The sequence below is a fragment of the Clostridium sp. AF32-12BH genome, assembly GCF_003477935.1.
In the GTDB taxonomy this organism is placed as follows: Bacteria; Bacillota; Clostridia; order Lachnospirales; family Lachnospiraceae; genus Brotaphodocola.
On record NZ_QUEH01000003.1, the window covers coordinates 148,387 to 167,247 of the forward strand.

General features: G+C 51.0%; 12 protein-coding genes. 2 read left to right on the forward strand and 10 right to left on the reverse strand.

The window, feature by feature from the left end:
- Positions 1 to 2: 2 nt before the first annotated feature.
- The 8 genes from fmt to DWZ40_RS03930 form a co-directional block, all read right to left on the reverse strand.
- Positions 3 to 944, reverse strand: coding sequence for a methionyl-tRNA formyltransferase (fmt, locus tag DWZ40_RS03895; protein ID WP_118540971.1), 942 nt, complete (start codon positions 942 to 944; stop codon positions 3 to 5).
- 4 nt (positions 945 to 948) lie between these two features.
- Positions 949 to 1,428 carry a peptide deformylase gene (def, locus tag DWZ40_RS03900; RefSeq protein ID WP_118540973.1) on the reverse strand — a complete coding sequence of 160 codons (480 nt, stop codon included), beginning with the start codon at positions 1,426 to 1,428 and terminating at the stop codon, positions 949 to 951.
- A gap of 92 nt (positions 1,429 to 1,520) precedes the next feature.
- Positions 1,521 to 3,635 carry a primosomal protein N' gene (priA, locus tag DWZ40_RS03905; protein ID WP_118540975.1) on the reverse strand — a complete coding sequence of 705 codons (2,115 nt, stop codon included), beginning with the start codon at positions 3,633 to 3,635 and terminating at the stop codon, positions 1,521 to 1,523.
- A gap of 132 nt (positions 3,636 to 3,767) precedes the next feature.
- Entirely contained in the window at positions 3,768 to 5,144 is a 1,377-nt protein-coding gene (gene murF, locus DWZ40_RS03910; RefSeq protein WP_118540977.1) for a UDP-N-acetylmuramoyl-tripeptide--D-alanyl-D-alanine ligase, read from the reverse strand.
- Between the two features lie 124 nt (positions 5,145 to 5,268).
- Positions 5,269 to 6,729, reverse strand: coding sequence for a UDP-N-acetylmuramoyl-L-alanyl-D-glutamate--2,6-diaminopimelate ligase (locus DWZ40_RS03915; protein WP_118540979.1), 1,461 nt, complete (start codon positions 6,727 to 6,729; stop codon positions 5,269 to 5,271).
- Between the two features lie 126 nt (positions 6,730 to 6,855).
- Positions 6,856 to 8,526, reverse strand: a complete 1,671-nt coding sequence (locus DWZ40_RS03920) for a formate--tetrahydrofolate ligase (protein ID WP_118540981.1) — start codon at positions 8,524 to 8,526, stop codon at positions 6,856 to 6,858.
- Positions 8,527 to 8,632: 106 nt separating this feature from the next.
- Positions 8,633 to 11,818, reverse strand: coding sequence for a DNA translocase FtsK 4TM domain-containing protein (locus tag DWZ40_RS03925; RefSeq protein WP_118541223.1), 3,186 nt, complete (start codon positions 11,816 to 11,818; stop codon positions 8,633 to 8,635).
- A 318-nt stretch (positions 11,819 to 12,136) separates the two neighbouring features.
- The gene (locus DWZ40_RS03930) at positions 12,137 to 12,904 is read right to left on the reverse strand and encodes an ATP-dependent Clp protease proteolytic subunit (protein WP_182431613.1); all 768 of its coding nucleotides are present in this window, start codon (positions 12,902 to 12,904) and stop codon (positions 12,137 to 12,139) included.
- A 362-nt stretch (positions 12,905 to 13,266) separates the two neighbouring features.
- On the opposite strand from DWZ40_RS03930, the gene DWZ40_RS03935 reads away from it, so the two are divergent.
- Positions 13,267 to 14,412: an adenylyltransferase/cytidyltransferase family protein gene (locus tag DWZ40_RS03935; RefSeq protein WP_118540983.1), complete on the forward strand. Its 1,146-nt coding sequence runs from the start codon at positions 13,267 to 13,269 to the stop codon at positions 14,410 to 14,412.
- A gap of 47 nt (positions 14,413 to 14,459) precedes the next feature.
- Here DWZ40_RS03935 and cls read toward each other — a convergent pair whose 3' ends face one another.
- Together cls and DWZ40_RS03945 are read right to left on the reverse strand one after the other, a co-directional pair.
- Positions 14,460 to 16,049, reverse strand: a complete 1,590-nt coding sequence (gene cls, locus DWZ40_RS03940) for a cardiolipin synthase (protein ID WP_118540985.1) — start codon at positions 16,047 to 16,049, stop codon at positions 14,460 to 14,462.
- Positions 16,046 to 17,956: an alkaline phosphatase family protein gene (locus DWZ40_RS03945; protein WP_118540987.1), complete on the reverse strand. Its 1,911-nt coding sequence runs from the start codon at positions 17,954 to 17,956 to the stop codon at positions 16,046 to 16,048. Before DWZ40_RS03945 ends, cls begins: the two co-directional genes overlap by 4 nt.
- Positions 17,957 to 18,235: 279 nt before the next feature.
- Between DWZ40_RS03945 and DWZ40_RS03950 the strand changes: the two genes are divergently transcribed.
- Positions 18,236 to 18,745 (forward strand): small multi-drug export protein, encoded by a 510-nt coding sequence (locus tag DWZ40_RS03950; RefSeq protein WP_118540989.1) that lies wholly within the window; start codon positions 18,236 to 18,238, stop codon positions 18,743 to 18,745.
- Positions 18,746 to 18,861 lie beyond the last annotated feature (116 nt).

An 18,861-nucleotide genomic window follows, 5' to 3' on the forward strand; every position in this document is an offset into this window, starting at 1 on the left:
GATTACTCACTCCTTTCCATCATAGAACCGGCTGCCACCTGGTATCCCCTGAGGAATGCCGCAGTATCCATCCGCTTCTTTCCTTCCAGCTGAAGACTGGTCACGCACAAAACACCTGCTCCGGTCTGGATCTTTAAGCCCTCGTCGGATGCACTGATCACGCTGCCGCAGGGAAGCTTCACGTCCGGATCCGGAAGTACTTTTGCTTCCCAGATCTTTAACATTTTTCCATTCCACCTGGTAAACGCACTCGGCCACGGATTTAAGCCGCGTACCAGGCGTTCAATGGAAACCGCATCCATGGTCCAGTCAATATCGCCCATGGATTTGGAAATTTTCTTCACGTAGGTTGCCTTCTCATGGTCCTGAGGCACCGGGGTGATCTCACCCTTTTCCAGCTTACTTAAGGTAGAAAGGATCAGGTCTCCGCCAAGCAGGCTCAAACGGTCAAACAGACTTCCGCCGGTTTCCTCCGGGTCCAGCTTCACAACGGTTTTCTCCAGCATGTCGCCGGTATCCATCTCGACATCCATCATCATGGTGGTGATTCCGGTTTCCTCGTCACCGTTAATGACTGCCCACTGGATCGGGGCTGCGCCGCGGTATTTCGGCAGCAGGGATGCGTGAATGTTGACACAGCCGTATTTCGGCAGCTCCAGAAGACTCTTCGGCAGGATCTGCCCAAACGCAATCACAACCATAACATCCGGGTTTAATGCACGCATCTCGTCCACAAATGCCTCATCCCTTGCGCGCACCGGCTGGTACACCTGGATGTTGTGCTGCAAAGCGCATTCTTTTACCGGTGACATATGGATTTCCTTGCCACGGCCCTTTGGCTTATCCGGCTGGGTTACCACACCAACCACCTCATGCTCGGAAGCAACTAATGCTTCCAGTGTCGGCACCGAAAAATCCGGTGTTCCCATAAATACAATTCTCATATGCTTATTCTTCCTCCGGTTCTGCAGTTACATCCATCAGCTCGCCTTCCACTAAATCTACATAGAGTTCTCCGTGAAGGTGTGCACACTCATGGCAGATGCAGCGTGCTAAAAGTTCTTCGCCCTCTAACTCAAACGGTTCCATGTTCTCGTTATAAGCGCGTACCACAACGTGGTTCGGACGGGTTACCATGCCAGCCTTTCCCGGCACGCTCAGGCAGCCCTCCTGACCGGTCTGGCTTCCACTCTGCTCGATGATCTCCGGATTGATGAGCACATACTGGTTGCCGTCATCCACATCCATGACTACAATCTGCTTTAACACGCCAACCTGCGGTGCCGCAAGTCCCACGCCGTTTGCCTCGTACATGGTCTCAAACATGTCCTCGATCAGCTCTGCGATACGCGGGGTGATCTCCTTTACCGGTTTGCATTCCTTTCTTAAAATATCGTCTCCAATGGTTCTTACCTGTCTGATTGCCATTTATCTGTTCCTTTCTGTATTCGATCGATAAGTCATTTTCTGCTTATCGGGGCGGCATCCGTGACGCGTCCCCTGATTATTTCCGCTGCAGTTTACGTGAAATCGCACTGCAGGGTTAGTTTTTTACAGCTTTCTGTTTCATCCCAGCGCATTTTGACATACTTCTGGATTTTTATTAGTATATCATAGTTTTCCTGTTTCATATATAAAATTTTTCTGTAAATATCATTAACTTTGTACACCGGTGCCGGAACCGGCCCGATGATCTGGGTCTGTTCTTCAAAGTGTTTCCGCACGGAAGCAGCAATGGCCTCCATGATCCGGGTCATCAGCTCCTCATTTTCCCCTGTCACCTGCATGCTCAGCATATGACAGGCCGGAGGGTACTGCATCAGCCTGCGGTAGCCCATCTCCTGCTTAAAAAAGCTCTCATAATCCTGCGAGGTGGCTGTCTGGATGCTGTAATGCTCCGGCATATAGGTCTGGATCAGTGCAATTCCAGCTTTTCTGCCGCGTCCCGCACGCCCTGCGGCCTGCACTAAAAGCTGGAACGTCCGCTCCGCTGCGGTGTAGTCCGGCGCATACAATGAGACGTCGGCTGCGAGTACACCAACCAGCGTCACGCCCGGAAAATCATGTCCTTTTACGATCATCTGGGTGCCGATCAGGATATCGGCTTTGCCCTTTGCGAATGCGGACAAAATCTTTTCATGACCGCCTTTTTTTGAGGTAGTGTCCAGATCCATCCGAAGAAGCTTTGCCTCCGGAAACATCTGCGCTGCCATCTCCTCAATCTTCTGGGTGCCGATGCCAAAGCCCGCCAGATACGGAGAACCGCAGTGCGGGCATTTCTTCGGCATCGGAATCTGGTATCCGCAGTAATGGCACACCAGCCGCTGATGGTTGTGAAGTGTCAGGGACACATCGCAGTGCGGGCATTTTAATGCCTCGCCGCAGCTTCTGCAGGAGACAAAGCTGGAATATCCGCGCCGGTTGATAAACAGCATCACCTGTTCTTTTTTCGCCAGCCGGTCTTTGATCAGCTCCTGCAGACGCAGGCTGAAGATGGACTTATTTCCGGCTTCCATCTCTTTTCGCAGATCCGCGATCTCCACAGCAGCCAGCTCACTTCCTGCCTTGGCACGTTTTTTCAGGGTGAACAGGCGGTAGATTCCTGCCTGTGCCTTTGCGTATGCCTCCACAGACGGCGTGGCAGAGCCCATGACAAAGGCGGCTTCGTTTAACTCTGCCAGCTTTTCAGCCACCTCCCTGGCATGATACCGGGGCGTGGTCTCGCTCTTATAGGCACCTTCATGCTCCTCGTCCAAAATGATGAGACCCAGATTCGGAAACGGCGTAAACAATGCCGACCGGGCACCGATCATAATATCCGTCTCGCCCTTTCTCGCCCGCTCAAACTGGTCGCATTTCTCTCCCGCGGAAAGCCGGGAATGCATGACACAGATCCGGCTTCCAAACCGGCTGTAAAACCGGCTCACCGTCTGGTAGGTCAGGGCAATCTCCGGGATCAGCACGATCACCTGTTTCTGTTGTTTTAACACATGGTCGATCATCGCCATGTAAACCTCGGTTTTTCCGCTTCCGGTAACACCATGGAGCAGACACGGAGTGCGGTCTCCGATATCGTAAGAGGAGCAGAAGGCATCCACAACTGCCTGCTGTTCCGGATTCAGTACAACCGCAGAGCTGTTTCCTGCTGCTGGTACTGTGTTTTCTGCTCCTGCTGCATTTCCTGCGTCTGCCGCATTTGCGCTGGTTCCAGTCTTGTTTTCGTCATGCAGACTCGTTCCGGGCAACTGCGGCATCCCGGTCATGGTTTCCACAATCTTTTTATTGCGGGCCTTCACCTTTTTTTTCACCGGAAGCACGGTTTTTAATGCCTGATTCATGGTGGAGCCGTACTGCTCTTTCATCCACCAGGCCAGCTCAATGAAACGGCTGTCTGCCGTAATGCTCTTTTCCGTGACTCCGATGATTTCCTTGATCTTATCTTTATCATAATCCGGCTTGTCGGTGAGTTCCACCACATAACCAGTCCGTTTTCTGTTTCCTGAACCAAAAGGGACGCAGACCTGCACCCCGACACGGATCTGCGGCAAAAGCGCCGGCGGGATCCGGTACTGGAATACCCGGTCTACGTCTTCATGGGAAATATCTATGATAATACTGGCATATTGTTCTGCCATAAATACTCCTGTCTTTTGAGGTCTTACGACCCATGTTTTCATTCCTGCCCGCACAAAACCGGGCAATTCTTTGTGCAGCTGGCTATCATGCTTCTTTCATTACTCTTCACGTGCTGCGCAAACAGTAATTTTTTACTCAGCCAGCAGCTTTGCCGCCACCTCGCCCAGGCGCATGCTGTTGGAGCCCTTCAAGAGCACGCAGTCACCCGTCTGAAGATTTGCTTTTAAGGCATCTACCATTGCTTCTTTCTGGTTTTCATCAAAATGCAGGTATTCTGCCTTCATACCGGAACGCTTTGCGCCTTTTTCAATCTGCAGGGCAAGCTCTCCGTATGTAAATAATACATCCACCGGATGCGATTTCATCCAGCTTCCTACCTCATAATGGAATTTGGCAGAATCCGGTCCCAGCTCCTTCATATCGGCAAGCACTGCGACCCGGCGCCCTTTTGCTTTCGCCTCTAACACCTCAAGTCCTGCTTTCATGGAAACCGGACTTGCGTTATAGGTATCGTCGATGACCGTGACCCCATTCTTTTCCGCGATCTGCTGACGGTTTTTAAAGCCGGTAAACGCAGCCAGAGTCTTCACTGCATCCGAAAGCGGAACTCCGCTCAGATCCGCCACAGCCAGTGCTACCATCGCATTTAACACGTTGTGACGGCCCATAATGCTTAATCGCACCATGTATTTTTCGCCGCGGCAGTTTGCTGTGAACACCGGATACCCATCTTCGCTGCGGATATCCTCCGCGCGGTACTCCGAATTTTCCCCGGTTCCATAATAGACGGTACGACATCCGGTTTTCGCTTTTGTCTCCTTTAGCAGCGGGTCATCCCCGTTCAAAAAGAGAATGCCGCCTTCCTTTAAACCATCCTGAATGGTCAGCTTTTCGCGGTAAATATTCTCCTGGCTTCCAAGCTGCTCAATATGGGTAATGCCGACATTGGTGATCACCGCCATATCCACCTGTGCGATCTTCGCAATCACAGTCAGCTCTCCCGGCATGCTCATGCCAAGCTCTAAGACACCAATCTCATCCGCAGACGTGATCTCGGACAGCGTAATCGGCACACCGACCTGGCTGTTGGAGTTACCCGGGGTCTTGTAAACCCGGTATTTTGCAGAAAGTGCTGCTGCCACCATCTCACGGGTGGTTGTCTTTCCGACACTTCCGGTAATGCCGATAAGCGGCAGGTTTAAGTGGCTGCGGTAATAGCGGCCAATCTCCTGCAGTGCCTTTTTGGTGTCGGCCACCCGGATCCACGCATGATCTGCATCCTCTGCATGATCGTGCTCGGAGGTCAGCACCGCCACAGCTCCTGCGCCAAAGGCCTGCTCGATAAAGCGGTGGGCGTCTACCTTTTCGCCGATGAGCGGCACAAACAAGTCGTTGCCCTTCATGGTTCTGGAATCAATGCTCAGATGCTCCACCGGATGATTCTCATCCCCGCATAAAAGCGTTCCATTTACTGCTGTTACAATATCCTTTACCGTTATCTTTTCCATGTCCGGTTCTCTTTTCTGTTTCTATTTTTTACATGCTGCCATTCTGACAATGCTCTATGTCATTTTTCCATACAGCATGTTTCGCAATGCCATGCCATTTTCCATCATGGATTCTGCATGCGTTTTACTGCAAGGTCTTCACAACCTCTTCCACCACGGCGCGGTCCAAAAACGGATAACGCACTCCGTTAATCTCCTGATAATCCTCATGTCCCTTCCCGATGATGGCAATCATATCTCCCTGCTCGGCATGGGTGATGCTGTAGGTAATGGCTTCCTTCCGGTCCGGGATTTCGATGAATTTTCCGCCGGTTTTCTCGATGCTGCCGCGGATATCCGCAAGGATATCCTCCACCTTCTCAAAGCGGGAGTTATCTGCAGTGATGATGGAAAGATCTGCCATGCGGCCGCCGATCTCACCCATGGAATAACGGCGGTCTTTTGAGCGGTTTCCACCGCAGCCAAATACAACCACCAGGCGCTTCGGATGATACTCCCTGAGCGTTTCGAGAAGGCTTTCCATGCTGACTGCATTGTGGGCATAATCCACAATCACACAGCATTTTTCGGAGGTATAGACAATCTCCATACGGCCGTTGATCTTTAAATGCTCCAGGGCATGCTGCAGCTTATCTGCCGGAACGCCCACCCAGAGCGTAACTGCTGCTGCCGCCAGCGCATTGTATACATTAAACTTGCCAGGGATGCTGACACGCACCGGGATCTGATGCTCGCCCTTGATGTCAAACTCCACGCCGACAAAATCCGGCTCAGAGACATAGTGGATGTTCTCTGCCTGGAAGCCTGCTCCCTCTTTTAAGCCAAATCCGGTCCACGGACACGGGATATCCTTTACAATTTCCTCGATGTGCTCATCATCGACATTGACCAGGGCACGCTTACTCTGCGCAAAAAGCTGCTTTTTATAGTATAAGTACTCCGCAAAATCCGCATGCTCATCTTTTCCGATGTGATCCGGGGAAATGTTGGTAAACAAGCCGTAATCAAACTGGATGCCTGCGACCCGGTGCATCTTCATTGCCTGGGAGGAAACCTCCATCACGCAGCACGCACAGCCCTCTTCCACCATTTTTGCAAAATAGCGGTGCAGATCATAGGATTCCGGCGTCGTGTTCACAGTCGGGAAATGCTCCTCGCCGATGTAGACACCGTTGGTTCCGATCATGCCGGTTTTCTTTCCGGCTGTCTCCAGAATCGTCTTGATCATGTGGGTCGTCGTTGTCTTTCCCTTGGTTCCGGTAACACCGATCATGGTCAGCTTGCGGGAAGGATAGCCAAACCGTGCTGCCGATAAAAGCGCCAATGCCTCCCTGCCATTTGCTGTCTCCACGACCGTCACATCTGCCGGTGCCTCTACTGCATGCTCAGTCACAAGCACCTTCACACCCGCATCCGTTACCTGTCCCACAAAATCATGGGAATCGATCTTTGTTCCTTTCATGCAGACAAATACAGCTCCCGGAGCCGCTTTTCTGGAATCGTATACGACTTCGTTTACTTCCACGTCCAGGCTTCCCTGTACCAGCTTGTAAGAAAGTCCCTCTAACCAGTCTTTTATCGTCATACTCTTCGTCTATCCTTTCCACACGTTTTTGTTTTCTGTCCACGCATGCACGACATGCAATCCTGCTGCCCCGCATGCATGTTTCATGCCTGCAATCCGGCCTGTGCCAGATTACAGGCGTTTTTTCTAGAACAGTCCGGTAATCACGCCGTTTTCATCGACATCGATGCCGTCTGCAGCCGGTTTTTTCGGAAGTCCCGGCATGGTCATGATCGCGCCGGTCAGAACAACCACAAAGCCTGCGCCTGCGGAAACATAAGCATCGCGCACATTGATGGTGAATCCGGCCGGGCGTCCCAGCCTGGTCTGGTCATCAGACAGGGAATACTGGGTCTTTGCCATGCAGACCGGAAGATTGCCAAAGCCCATCTCCTCGATGCGTGCCAGGGCCTTAGATGCTGCCGGAGCGTAGGAAACGCCGTCTGCACCGTAGATCTCGGTGGCAATGGTCTTGACCTTATCCTTTAAGCTCATCTCATCCGGGTACAGGGCATGGTAATGGCTCTCCTTGTTTGCCAGAGTCTCCAGCACCTTGTTTGCCAGGGCTTCGCCGCCCTCGCCGCCTTTTGCCCATACCTCAGAGAGCGCGAACTCACAGCCGCGTGCCTCGCAGAAATCACGGATGAATGCATACTCTGCCTCGGTATCGGTCACAAAGGAGTTTAAGGTTACTACAACCGGAACACCAAACTTCTGCAGGTTCTCGATGTGCTTCTCCAGGTTTACGATACCTTTCTTCAGCGCATCCAGATTCTCTGCCGCCAGTTCCGTCTTCGGCACACCGCCGTTGTACTTTAATGCACGCACGGTTGCCACCAGAACAACTGCATCCGGCTTTAAGTCTGCCTTGCGGCACTTGATATCCATGAACTTCTCTGCACCCAGATCTGCGCCAAAGCCTGCCTCGGTTACCACGATATCCGCCAGCTTTAACGCGGTCTTGGTCGCACGCACGCTGTTGCAGCCATGTGCGATGTTTGCGAACGGTCCGCCGTGTACCAGGGCACCGGTATGCTCCAGGGTCTGGATCAGGTTCGGCTTGATGGCATCCTTTAACAGCGCTGCCATTGCTCCTACTGCATGCAGCTGTGCTGCGGTAACCGGCTCTCCGGCATAATTATATGCAACGATGATCTTGCCGAGACGCTCTTTCAAGTCGTTCATATCGTTTGCCAGACAAAGGATTGCCATGATCTCAGAAGCAACCGTGATCACGAAATGATCTTCACGCACAACACCATCTGCCTTTGCGCCAAGACCTACCACAACATTGCGGAGTACACGGTCGTTCATATCCAGGCAGCGTTTCCAGAGAATCTGTCTGGTATCGATCTGAAGGGCATTGCCCTGTTGGATATGGTTGTCTAACAGTGCTGCCAGTAAGTTATTCGCAGATGTGATCGCATGGAAGTCTCCGGTGAAGTGAAGGTTTAAATCCTCCATCGGAACGACCTGGGCAAAACCGCCGCCTGCTGCTCCGCCCTTAATGCCGAAGCACGGTCCAAGGGACGGCTCACGCAGGGCGATCATGGTCTTCTTGCCAAGTCTTGTAAGGGCATCTGCCAGACCAATGCTGGTCGTAGTTTTGCCTTCTCCGGCCGGAGTCGGGTTGATCGCAGTGACCAGAACCAGCTTTCCGTCCGGACGGTCCTTCACCTGCTGCCACAGCTCATCGGTGATCTTTGCCTTGTACTTGCCGTACAGTTCCAGATCATCCTCAACGATTCCATAGCTCTCTGCAACCTCTTTGATTGGAAGCTTTACCGCCTCCTGCGCGATTTCAATATCTGTCTTCATATCCAGTATCCTCCCTTTCTTTTTCCTGTGGTCTGAATGAAACTGTCCGCTGTTGATCTCCTGTCTGCACGCAATGCGCCGGCAGCCTGTACCGTTTCATCCTGGGTTAAATGATCTGGTCAAATTCTTCCATAGTCATAAGGACTTTACGGGGCTTTGTTCCCTCTTCCTCGCCGACCACACCGGCCTCCGCCAGCTGGTCCATGATCCTTGCGGCACGGTTGAATCCGATCTTGAACATACGCTGCAGCATACCAATGGATGCCTTTTCTTTTTCTATTATGAAACGGCCAGCCTGCTCAAAGTACTCGTCCCGGCTGCTAGACGGGTCGGAGCTTGTCGCAGAAGGAGCCGCGTTCATACTGTTTTCTACTTCCGGACTGTACTGGGCTGTCAATCCCTGCTCGGTTAAAAAGTCCACTACCTGCTGGACCTCCGAGTCGGAGACAAAAGCGCCCTGCACACGCTGAGGTTTCGGGAACCCTGCCGGATAAAAGAGCATATCGCCCTTTCCGAGAAGTTTCTCTGCACCGTTCATATCGATGATGGTACGGGAATCCACGCCGGAAGAAACGGAAAATGCGATTCTTGACGGTACGTTTGCCTTGATCAGTCCGGTAATGACATTGACCGACGGTCTCTGGGTCGCGATGACCAGATGAATGCCTGCCGCACGCGCCAGCTGGGCCAGACGGCAGATTGCATCCTCCACCTCGCCCGGAGCCACCATCATCAAATCCGCAAGCTCGTCCACGATGATGACGATCTGCGGCATCTTTTTCGGCTTGTCTGCGTCATCAATATCCTGAATCGTCTCAATCTTTGCATTGTAGCCTTTTAAGTCACGCACACCGTATTTCGCGAATTTCTTGTAGCGGTCTGTCATCTCAGCTACTGCCCAGTTCAAGGCACCGGATGCTTTCTTCGGATCGGTCACAACCGGAATCAGCAGATGCGGAATGCCGTTATATACGCTCAGCTCCACGACCTTCGGATCCACCATGATGAGCTTGACATCCTCCGGGTCAGCCTTGTAGATGATGCTCATGATAATCGTGTTGATGCAGACCGACTTACCGGATCCGGTCGCGCCCGCGATCAGAAGATGCGGCATCTTGGCGATATCGGTTACCACGACCTGACCGCCGATATCCTTTCCGACTGCGAAAGCCAGTCTGGACGGATGCTTCTGGAACGTATCGGACTCCAGAAGATCGCGCAAGAATACGGATGTCTTCTCTTTATTCGGCACCTCGATACCCACTGCAGACTTGCCCGGGATTGGTGCCTCAATACGGATATCCTCTGCCGCCAGGCTCAGCTTAATGTCATCAGCAAGTCCGACGATCTTGCTGACCTTTACGCCCTGCTCCGGGTGCAGCTCATATCGGGTGACGGAAGGTCCGCAGCTGATATTGGTCACGGTAACGCCAACGCCAAAGTTGCGCAGCGTCTGCTGCAATTTCACTGCGGTTTCCCGGTATTCCTGTTCCGAATAACCGCCCGGATTGCGGCTGCCGCGCTTTAACAGGCTAAACGGCGGAAAGATGTATTCCTTTTTCGGTTCTTCTTCTTTTTCCTGAATCTGCTGCTCCACTGACACTTCGCTTTCGGCCTGCTCTGACTCGTGTTTTGCTGCTTCTGCCTTTTTGGCAGATTCCAATTTCTTCTGAAGCGCCTCGGTATCGGTCTCGATGACCTTGCCTCCCGCAGTGACCACACGTTTGCTTTCCTCCGGGATCGCAAAGTCGGTGTTCTGCTCCGTTTTTACGGTGTATGCCACATCCGGCTCTGGGAGATACTCCTCCGGGGCAGGCTCCGGCATGTACGGAGATGGCTCCTGCATCTGCTGCACTGGCTCCGGCTGTGGTTCCTGCACGGTCTCCCACATCTGCTGCGCTGATTCTGTCTGCAATTCCCGCCCGGTTCCCTGTGCTGGTTTCTGCACCCGGTTCAGCGTCGCATTTTCTGCGGAAGCTGCCTGGACTGCTTTCGTCTGCTCCTGCTGCATATTCCGCCCGTTCTGCATTTCAGCCTGCTGCTGTACATAAGCATCTGCTGTATACCGATTTTCTTTATAAGGATTTTCTGTGTATGTATCCGGCTCATCCCACGGAGCCACATCCGCATAAACATCCGTGTTATCGGTCTGCCCTGCTTTTCCCTTTTCCGGCTCGTCAAGTTTCCTTGCACCGCCGGTGAAAACTTCTCCGGTTTCTTCAAAACGCCCAAAACCAGACTCAGTCAGTTTTCTGGCCGCAGCCTCCAGATCGTAATCATCCTCCGGCTCCGGCGGTACCACTTCTCCGGTCGGAAGATTGGTTGAATAAGCAGAAACATCCGGCTTTTCATTCCGGTATTCATCCGGCATGGAAATACTTCCGGTAAACAGATCTGCCTGGTCCGGTGTCTGCCGCTTCGGACGCGGACGGCTTGCAGCATGCTCTGCCCTTCCACGGGTGCCATAACTTTCATCATAGCTGCCGCTATCGCTGTCACCATAACCATAGCTGTCATCGTAATGTTCCGCATGACCGTCAGCATAGTTATCATGATAGCCACTGTCATGATTGTCGGCACTGCCATCATCATAGCCGTTATCATAATCATCCTCGTAACGCTCGCCGTAATCCGCCTCCGGATCTTTCTCCAGGTACTCGTCTTCTTTCGCCGGCAGATACGTGGAACCAAGATTCACGCCGCGCACCCGCTGTTCTTCGCGAAGTCTCCTGCGCTCTTCCTGGCGCTCAGCATGGATTTCCCTGCGGCGCTCCATATCCTCCCTGGCATACTGATAAGCCACATCGCTGTGCCGTTTCACTGCTTTCACAAACGAGCGTCCCGTGATGCACACCATACATAAAATCATGCCTACAGCCAGGATCAGAAATGCACCGATGCTTCCCAGCACAGAGCGAAGTACTCCAAATAAAAGTCCTCCTGCCAGACCGCCGCCCATACCGGATGCCGCAGACAGACGGTAATATTCCAATACACCCTTCCCGGCTTCCGGCTGCTGTCCAAATATCATCTGTGAAAAGCCGCAGAGCAGAAAAAAAGCTGCTGCAGAAGCAACTGTCTTGTGCAAAGCCACGCGGTTTCCCCGGTTTGCCTGGTAAAAACAGGTCCCTACGAACAGGACCAGCGGAGCAATGTATCCTGGAAGACCAAACAGTCCCAGCTGAACACCGCGCAGAAAATCTCCGGCAAAGCCACAAAGATGAAAATTGCTTAAAAATAAAAGCACTGCGGCCGCAAACGATCCCAAAACGATCACTTCTGCGCGTACCAGGCTTTCCTCTTCCTGAACTGGCTCCGGTTCCTGGACCTTTCTCGGTCTTCCGGCTTTTTTTCTGCCGTCTGCCGCATTCTTCGCCCCGGTTCCTGCAGCTTTCCGGCTGCCCGTTGTTCTTGCTGTTTTATCTGAATTTACTTTGTTTTGTTGTTTCTTTGCTGCCACAAAAATTCAGCCTCCTCTTTCCCAATGTAGTTAGTATACAAAAAATTATCAGGAAATGCAAGACGCGGACATACTCCACAAATTCAAGATTCGTTCCTGTGCACACGTTGCGCAAACAGGAATGGATCTTGCCGGTTCTTCAGAACATTCCTACCCGTGTACCGTATCTTCTTCTCCTTCTTCAATTTTCCGGTACAAATACCCCAGTGCCTCCCGGATCCCCCCGACCTCATCGATGAGTCCGGCTTTTACGGTTTCACTTCCTACTAGCACCGTTCCCAGGTCCCGGGTCAGCATTTCCGTATTCAGCATCAGCTGCTTCACCTGGTCATACGCGATCTGCGCATGGTCGCTGACAAAGGTCAGGATCCGGTCCTGGATCATTTCAAAATACTCGTAAGTCTGCGATGCCCCGATTACCGTTCCGCTCATGCGCACCGGATGCACCATCATCGTCCCGGTCTGGACAATAAAAGAGTGATCGGTTGAAACAGCAAGTGGTACCCCAATGGAATGGCTGCCGCCCAACACCAAAGAAACGGTTGGCATGGAAAGGGAGGCGATCATCTCTGCAATGGCAAGCCCTGCATCCACATCCCCACCGGACGTATTCAAAAGAACCAGCAAGCCTTCCACACTGTCATCATCTTCCAGCTCGGCAAGCCTGGGCAGAATCTGATCGTATTTGGTAACCTTCGTATTTCCGGACAGATTTTCGTGCCCCTCTACTTCCCCGATGATGGAAAGCAAATGGATTTTATGTTTGCCATTTCCACCATCCAGCGTAGCCTGCGCATAACCCAGACCAAACGCTTCATTTCCGCCGCCCTGGACCCGCTCACCTCCATTTTGGAGTTGTTCCGTTCCATTCACTGACACATCTGTTTTTTCCCTTTTCCTGGCATTTTTTTCGTTCATGCGATTGACTTCAGACATTTGTTTTCCACCATCTTCCGCATTCCAATTTTCTGTCTGTTTGTTTCTATTTTTCATTTTCCGTTTGCCCATCTGTGATTTCATTCCTTTCTGCCTGCAAGCATTGATAAAATTCTTTTACACACCAACTGTGCTTGGAATTTTCCATACGGAACATCCTTGCTGCAAATCATCATCATAATCCAATATTCCCCATAACTCAGGAAGTATTCGCATTTTTACAGGAAATACGCTATACTAAACACAGTTCTGGCATTCCTGTTTCCATATTCAGATTTCACAGACTGCCGGAAAACTTGACATTTCGAAACATATTCAGAATAAAACACGGAGGACTTTTTATTATGTCAGATTATACCGTCAGCAGAATATCTCCCACTGATAAACGCGCTGTGCGCCAGATGGACGCCTTATTGGAAAAAGAAGGAATCGAACGCGACAAAAATCTCGATTACAGCATCGGTCTGTTCGACGATGACTACAACCTGGTTGCAACCGGTTCCTGCTTTGCCAACACACTGCGCTGCATGGCTGTCTCCTCGGAACACCAGGGCGAGGGACTGATGAATCAGGTGATCTCACACCTGATCGAATACCAGTACAGCCGCGGCAACACCAGTCTCTTCTTATATACAAAATGTAATACGGCCCGTTTTTTCAGTGATCTCGGTTTTTACGAAATCGCCCGTGTGGAAGGAAAAGTTGTTTTTATGGAAAACCGCCGGTCTGGCTTTGCTGATTACCTGAAACAATTGCAGCAGGAAACCGCTGCTTTCTTAGCAGCTCAAACTGCCCCCGTTGTTCTGACACAGACAGAAAACCAGGACACACACAACGACAAAGACGGCGCGGATGCCTCTGCACCAACCAGCACACAAAAAATCGGCGCTGTCATCATGAATGCCAACCCATTCACACTCGGTCACCGTTATCTGGTCGAGCAGGCGGCTGCTTCGGTAGACTTACTCCATGTATTTGTAGTCTCAGAGGATGCTTCCCTGGTTCCATTCTCCGTCCGCAGACAGCTGGTCGCAGACGGCTGCGCAGACCTTTCCAATGTGATCTGCCACGAGACCGGTCCTTACATGATCTCCAATGCGACCTTTCCGTCCTACTTTTTAAAGGACTCCGACACCGTCATTCGCTCTCACGCCAAGCTTGATATCCAGGTATTTTTGCGCATTGCCAGTTCGCTTTCCATCACAGACCGCTTTGTCGGGGAAGAACCCTTCAGCCAGGTAACCGGCATCTACAACCAGGTGATGGCAGAGGAGCTGTCCGCCGCCGGCCTGACCTGCAGCATCATTCCACGAAAAGCCGACGCAGATGGTGCCATCAGCGCGTCCGACGTGCGCTGTCTGATCAAAGACGGAGATTTTGAGGCATTAAAAAAGAAGGTGCCAGCATGCACCTTCCAATATTTCACCTCCGCAGCCGCCGAGCCTGTCATTCAGAAGATCCGGGCAGCCGCAGAGGTACGGCACTACTAATAGAAGAAATCCTGCATCTCTGATACGCACTGTGCGATATTGCTGTTTTACATCAGGGGAGCAAACAGCCGCAGCACCTTTCCCGCGATTTTCTTCGGGATCGGATAATTTTTGCAGTCCTGCTGTGTGATCTCCTGGCACTGTTTTAAGGTTGCCTGGAAATCTGCCTCTGCCTGCTGCACGGCCGGATTCCGGTACAGATAAACTGCACATTCAAAATGCAGGTGCAGGCTCCGGTAGTCCATATTGATGGAACCAACCACCGCCTTGGTGTCATCGCTGGTAAATACCTTTGCATGGACAAAGCCCGGTGTATACTCATAAATCTTTACACCGGCCTGCAAAAGCTCCGCGTAGTAGGAACGCGCCAGCAGGTACGCATAAATCTTATCCGGGATGTGCGGCATGATGATGATCGTCTCAATGCCGCGCTTCGCCGCAAAGGTCAGCGACGTGATCATATCACTGTCCAGGATCAAGTAGGGTGTCATCATATGCACATAGTAACGGGATTCATTTAAAATATCCATGTAAACGTGCTGTCCTACCGGCTCATTATCCAGCGGACTGTCCCCGTACGGCATCGCAAAGCCCGAGCGGTCCAGTCCTGCCGGGTACTGGTAATCTGGCTTGCATAGATATCTGACATAATCATCCGCCTGGTGTTCCGTAATGTTCCACATCTGCAAAAACATCATCAGAAATCCGGTCACGGCATCGCCCTTTAACATGATCGCCGTATCCTTCCAGTGTCCAAAACGGACCTTCCGGTTGATATATTCGTCTGCCAGATTGATCCCTCCGGTGAATGCAGTATGTCCGTCGATCACCGTGATCTTTCTGTGGTCCCGGTTATTCTGTGCGGAAGAAAGGACCGGGCGCACCGGGGAGAACATCTTGCAGCGGATCCCATACTGCTCCAGCTGCTTCGGATACCCGTACGGTACTAAGGTCAGGCTGCACATCCCATCGTACATAAAGCGGACTTCCACACCGGATGCCGCCTTTTCTTTTAATATCTCCAGGATAGTGTTCCACATTTCTCCTTTTTCCACGATGAAATACTCCATGAAAATGTAGCGCTCTGCTTTTTTCAGTTCTTCCAGAAGCACCGGATACATATCATCGCCCAATGGAAAATACTGTGCACTGGTGTTTTCCCAGATCGGATACCCGCCATATTCGTTCATATAATAAGCCAGCCGCGCAGTTCCCCTGCTTTCCCGGTACAGACGTTCCATAACCTGTGTCTGCTGTTTTAAAAAAGGCCTGGTTTCTTCGATGTTCGCTTTCAGTCTCCGGTCGATCATTCTGGTTCCTGGCTGTGCTTCCACAAAAAGATAAAACAAAGCACCGAATACCGGAAATACCAGAACCGGGATGATCCAGGAAAGCTGATAAGACGGATTCTGGTTTTTATTGATGATGTAGATCACAACGACAGCACTTAAGCCTACAAAACCGCCATATAAGTAAAACACATGCTCACTCAGCCACTGAAAGCTGTACAAAAGCGTGATAAACTGGATCAGAAGTGCCGTAATCACAAACGTGGTACGACCAAATATGACCCGCAGGAATCGTCCCCAGGTTTTCTTTTTCGGCTTATGCAGCTCCCATTCTTCCTGAATATTCATCGTTTTATCGTCTCCTGTCTCTTTCTTGCTGTTCCCAGATGAATCTTATCACGTCCAACCTGCTGAACGGTAATTTCTTCTCCGTCTTTTTTGGAAACTCCCTTTGCAATCAGCCTGGTCTTTGAATAATACTGGGTATCCACCGCTTTTCCATCTATACAGATTTTGGAGTAGCTGTTAAAGGGGCCGCCAAATACAATAACCTGATCCGTATTGTGCAGCGTTGTTCTCTGAATGATCGGAGTGACGCCAAATTCCAGTTTTGTCGCCGGATAAGGCGATTCCCCTCCATATACTTCGTGATTCCCATAAAGAATGTCATACTGCAGGATCTGCATGGCATCCAGATATTCCTGCGTGTCTGTATCATACTGGTCTAAATGACGCTGGTGGAACCGGATCATGGTGCCCTCATGGATATCCAGCATATTCAGGACATGGGCAGCAAGCTGGTAAGCTTCTACATCGCGCTTCACAGCAGGAAGGTTGACATTGTTCCAGACAACATACTTGGTCTGGAAAAGTGAGCCGTTCTCCATCTCCTCTGCCGTCCATTCAAAGCCCGGCAAATGATCGCCATACATCACCAGAACCGTCGGCTCCATGCGTGTATTCAGCATATTGATCAGCTGTCCGATAAATTCATCCATCTCATGGATCTGCTCACAGTAATATTCAAACGAAGGATATTTACCATGTCCCTGCACGGAAATCGTGTATACAAAGTCGCTTCCCATGGTGGAATCCAGCACCTTTTCGATCTCTCCGACCAATACCTTATCTTTGCACCAGCCGGTTGGATTCCGCTCGATGTCATTCATATACTCAATCGGCGTAAAAGTATCGAACCCAAGCTGGGAAAACACCTTGTGGCGGTCATAAAACGTTGCTTCATTATTATGCACCGCATGCGCCTTATAACCCAGATTTTTCATATCAAATGCCATGCTCTCACAGGATGTCTTCTGGAGAATGGTCTTATACGGATACTCTCCCGGTCCGAAGAAATCCAGATTCATGGCGCTGATACACTCAAACTCCGTATTTGCTGTTCCGGCGCCTACCGAAGGAACACTCAAATAACCAGATGGGAAATTCCGCTCCAGGAAATGGAACATCGGGATGGGATCTCCCTGTACCGGATTGTTCTTCCACAAAAGCGGATCAAAAAAGGATTCCAGCTGCAACATAATGATATTCGGGTAGCGGCCTTCTATGTTTTTTGCATCTTCGGTCTGGGTCTGCTCTTCGCTTTCCAGTTCCTCCACAGCCGCCTGGTCATAGCTTTGCGGTTTCTCAATTCCGGTATTCAGAAGTGAATTGGAAAAACAATAGGCAAATCCATAATCCTTATAAGCCTGTCCGATATTTCCAAAATGAAGCGCCACTGCGCCTGTCGCAATGGAGAAATTTAAAACCCCCCAGATCACCAGCATGGAAACCGCCGATACACAGACCGATTCCGTCAGATTCACCTTCTGCTGGTCCACCGGCGCTTTTTTCCAGAGCACCGCACAAAATAAAATCGCGGCCACTGCAGCCACTGCCATCAGCACGATCTGCCACCAGGTCAGATACGTTGTCAGAAGTGTGGCTGCATACTTTACCAGGCGAAGGTCCGCTGCCGTAAACGGTGTAGTCCGGAATACCAGAAGAACACTGTTGGCAATCGCCATCGTCAGGCCGGTCACCACAAGCACAACCGCCAGAAACACCTTCCGCCTGGTAAAGAAAACCAGCAAAAACGGCGTCAGAAACAACAGACTGTTCAGCAAAAATACCAGCGGTGTATGCAAGGCAAATCCAATTGCACCGATCAGCGATTTCCGGTTCAATATTTCTGTTACTACGTTCAGTAAAATTGCCGTTGCAACCAAAATTCCCAGTATTTTCCACAGCCGTTTCATAACTTTATCTTCCGTTCCTTTCTATATCTGTCCTGTATCTATAACCGTACTTTTCATTTTAGCATACTCTGCGAGAAATCTACATAGTATTTTTTTATAAACGAGCAGGCAGAAGCAATTGAATTTTTTTGTGTTTTCTCCTATAATGAAGCGTATGTGGCTTTTTACGGTCAATGCAACAGTCCTGTTACAGTTCACGCATCGCGCAAACGCGATCACAATTGGCCGCAGAATTGTCACAAATTCATACAATTTTATACAGAAAAGTGAGGATATGTTATGACTGATACTCTGGTACAGGGTCTGGCTTCCCTTCTCGGCGGAAAAGTATCCGGGGAAGCCATCATCTTTATCATCTCCATGATCCCGATCCTGGAACTGCGTGGCGGACTGCTTGCTGCATCTCCCGCTCTTTTGAATGTTCCGATCTTAAAGGCAATTCCAATCTGCATCATTGGAAACCTGCTTCCGATCCCGTTCATCCTTCTTCTCATCGAAAAGGTTTTAAACGGTATGGAGCGTGTACCGGGCTTAAGCAAAGTAGCAATCTGGGTCCGCCAGAAAGCAGATAAAAACAAAGGCCAGATTGAGAAATTTGGTTTCTGGGGTCTCGTTCTCTTCGTAGGGATTCCGCTTCCCGGCACCGGCGCCTGGACCGGCTCCCTGGTAGCCGCCCTGCTCCACATGAAATTCGGCAAAGCCATCGGCGCGATTCTCTGCGGAATCATCATGGCCACCGTAATCATGTCCCTGTTATCCTACGGACTGCTTGGCGCACTCTTCGCCTAGTGGTACAAAAAAGCTCCCGCACCTGCTTTCGCAGGCCGGGAGCTTTTTTTCTGTTACAGCACAAGCCATTCCATCCGGAACTGACCCGCTCACGTCCGCCCCGGCAAACCGAGGAC

Coding starts and splice junctions, on each gene's coding strand:
- def (WP_118540973.1), bottom strand. CDS start 1,428: ATGGCAATCAGACAGGTAAGAACCATTGGAGACGATATTTTAAGAAAG.
- DWZ40_RS03935 (WP_118540983.1), top strand. CDS start 13,267: ATGTCAGATTATACCGTCAGCAGAATATCTCCCACTGATAAACGCGCT.
- DWZ40_RS03920 (WP_118540981.1), bottom strand. CDS start 8,526: ATGAAGACAGATATTGAAATCGCGCAGGAGGCGGTAAAGCTTCCAATC.
- murF (WP_118540977.1), bottom strand. CDS start 5,144: ATGGAAAAGATAACGGTAAAGGATATTGTAACAGCAGTAAATGGAACG.
- DWZ40_RS03950 (WP_118540989.1), top strand. CDS start 18,236: ATGACTGATACTCTGGTACAGGGTCTGGCTTCCCTTCTCGGCGGAAAA.
- DWZ40_RS03945 (WP_118540987.1), bottom strand. CDS start 17,956: ATGAAACGGCTGTGGAAAATACTGGGAATTTTGGTTGCAACGGCAATT.
- priA (WP_118540975.1), bottom strand. CDS start 3,635: ATGGCAGAACAATATGCCAGTATTATCATAGATATTTCCCATGAAGAC.
- DWZ40_RS03915 (WP_118540979.1), bottom strand. CDS start 6,729: ATGACGATAAAAGACTGGTTAGAGGGACTTTCTTACAAGCTGGTACAG.
- cls (WP_118540985.1), bottom strand. CDS start 16,049: ATGAATATTCAGGAAGAATGGGAGCTGCATAAGCCGAAAAAGAAAACC.
- DWZ40_RS03930 (WP_182431613.1), bottom strand. CDS start 12,904: ATGAACGAAAAAAATGCCAGGAAAAGGGAAAAAACAGATGTGTCAGTG.
- fmt (WP_118540971.1), bottom strand. CDS start 944: ATGAGAATTGTATTTATGGGAACACCGGATTTTTCGGTGCCGACACTG.